The organism is Hydrogenophaga sp. 2FB (assembly GCF_005503365.1).
In the GTDB taxonomy this organism is placed as follows: domain Bacteria; phylum Pseudomonadota; class Gammaproteobacteria; order Burkholderiales; family Burkholderiaceae_C; genus Hydrogenophaga.
In genome coordinates, this window is record NZ_SCML01000116.1 from 1 (window position 1) to 2,379 (window position 2,379).

Below are 2,379 nucleotides of genomic sequence, written 5' to 3' on the forward strand. Positions count from 1 at the left end.
GTAAGCGTCCAGCCATCCCATCTTGAATCTGCGTTAGGCGCATAGGACGCTCGTGTCCACCTTCAACTTTTTGGTGGACACGTGAGCACTATTCCTGAACAAGCCGTCGGCACACGCCGACGCCGTCGTACACACAGCGACGAATTCAAAGCCAACGCGGTAGCCTCGTGCATGCAGCCAGGGATGTCGATGGCTGCAGTGGCGATGGCCCATGGCATCAACGCCAACCTGCTGCGCCGCTGGGTTCGAGAAGCCGAGCTGGGCCGTGGCGCAGTAGCCCTACCGCCGCAGGCAACCTCCCAGGCTCCAGCGAAGACGACGGCGCCAGCCTTCGTCCCGATGCAGTTGCCCGCCCCAGGCGCTGCGCCCGCCATCCGCATCGAACTGCGCCGCGGCGCCACCGCGATCAACGTGAGCTGGCCCGTCGAGGCCGCCGATGCGTGCGCGGCCTGGATGCGCGAGCTGTTACGGTGATCCGCATCGACGCCATGTGGCTGTGCGTAGAGCCGCTGGACATGCGTGCCGGCGCAGACCGGCTGCTCGCCCGAGTGGTCGATGTGTTCGGCGCTGCCCAGGCACACCACGGTTACCTGTTCGCCAACACGCGCTGCACACGCATGAAGCTGCTGGTGCACGATGGCTTTGGCGTTTGGTGCGCCGTGCGGCGCCTGAACCAGGGCCGCTTCGTGTGGCCCACTACGGCGAGCGTGCTGCCCGCACTCACCCAGGCACAGTTTGACGCCCTCGTGCTCGGCCTGCCGTGGCAGCGCCTGGAGCACATGCAGCTCATCACGCACGTGTGAGCCTGCGCCCGGCGCGCAACCTGGGAAGGTGCGCGCGCCGGGCAATCCGTTGATTCCCCGATGCCGCATGCACGGCTGCCCCAGACAATGGCGGCATGCTCGATGTGACCACGCTCAATGCCCAGGACCTCAAAGGCCTGAGCAAGAGCGCAGTCACCGAGTTGGCAACCGCGCTGCTGGCACAGCTGAGCGCACAAGGTGAGCAACTGAGCGCCCAGCAGAGCGCACTGCTTGCCAAGGACGAGCACCTTGCCCAGCGCGATCGCGAGATAAAGTTCAAGGACGCCAAGATCGAGCGCATCACCTTCGAGCTCGCACGCCTGAAGGCCTGGAAGTTCGGGGCCAAGACAGAGCGGATGAATGCCGAACAGCGGCAGATGTTCGAAGAGACAGCGGCCGAGGATGAGGCCAGCCTGCAGGCCCAACTACAAGCCCTGCAGGGGACATCCGAGCCAAGCATCTCGCCCCCGGCAGACAAGCGCCAGCCTCGCCGCCAACCCCTGCCCGAGCAGTTGCGCCGCGTCGAGCATCGCCACGAACCTGAGAACACCACGTGCCCCTCGCCAGGCTGCGGGCAAGCGATGGTGCGCATCGGAGAAGACGTGAGCGAGCGGCTCGATATCGTGCCGGCCGAGTTCTTCGTGCACCGCCATGTGCGTGGCAAATGGGCTTGCAAGTGCTGCCAGGTGCTGGTGCAGGAGCCGGTGGTACCCCAGATCATCGACAAGGGCATGCCGGCCTCAGGTCTGCTGGCACACACCCTGGTGAGTCGCTTCGTGGACCACCTGCCGTACTACCGACAAGAGCAGATCAACGCCCGCTCGGGCGTGCACACGCCGCGCTCGACGTTGGCGGCATGGTCCGGCGCGGCAGGCGCCAGCCTGCTGCCGTTGTACGACGCGCACCGCGCGTTCGTGCTCGGGGCCCAGGTGCTGCACGCCGATGAGACGCCGGTGAGGATGCTCGACCCCGGCGCGGGCAAGACCGCCAAAGCCTACATCTGGGCGTATGCCCGAGGCGAGCACGACCCCACGCCCGGGGTGATCTACGACTTCTGCGCGGGCCGTGGCGCGAAGTACCCGATGGCGTTCCTCCAAGGGTGGAGCGGCACGGTCATCTGTGACGATTACAAAGGTTACGACGCGGTGTTCCGGGCCGCGGGCCGCACCGAGGCTGGTTGCCTGGCGCACGCGCGGCGCAAGTTCGATGAGCTGGCCAAGGCCCATGCCAGCCCTGTGGCGGCGCAGGCCATCCAGCGCATCGCTGGGCTGTACCGCATCGAGCAGGAAGCGAGCACCATGACGGCGGCGGACCGGTTGGCGTTCAGGAGATCGCACGCGCAGCCGCTGTGGGACGAGTTGCATGTGTGGCTGCGCCTGGAGAGAACGCGCGTGGCCGACGGAGGTGGCATCGCTGCTGCGCTGGACTACAGCCTCAAGCGTTGGGATGCATTGGGCCGCTTCCTGCACGATGGTGAGGTCAGCATCGACAACAACCACATCGAGCGCCTGATGCGCCCATGGGCGATGGGAAGAAATAAGGCGAACTCCACTTTTATGCGAAGTCGGCACGACGC

General features: G+C 66.1%; 3 protein-coding genes. All 3 read left to right on the plus strand.

Going from position 1 to position 2,379, the window contains the following annotated elements:
• Window positions 1-81 precede the first annotated feature (81 nt).
• Window positions 82-474: an IS66-like element accessory protein TnpA gene (gene tnpA / locus FFS09_RS30410; protein WP_289509321.1), complete on the plus strand. Its 393-nt coding sequence runs from the start codon at window positions 82-84 to the stop codon at window positions 472-474.
• On the plus strand, window positions 471-803 hold the full coding sequence (tnpB, locus tag FFS09_RS30415) for an IS66 family insertion sequence element accessory protein TnpB (protein ID WP_137922633.1): 333 nt from the start codon (window positions 471-473) through the stop codon (window positions 801-803). Before tnpA ends, tnpB begins: the two co-directional genes overlap by 4 nt.
• A 95-nt stretch (window positions 804-898) precedes the next feature.
• Window positions 899-2,379, plus strand: a 1,481-nt coding sequence (tnpC, locus tag FFS09_RS30420) for an IS66 family transposase (protein ID WP_137922634.1), incomplete at its 3' end; no start/stop codon positions are given.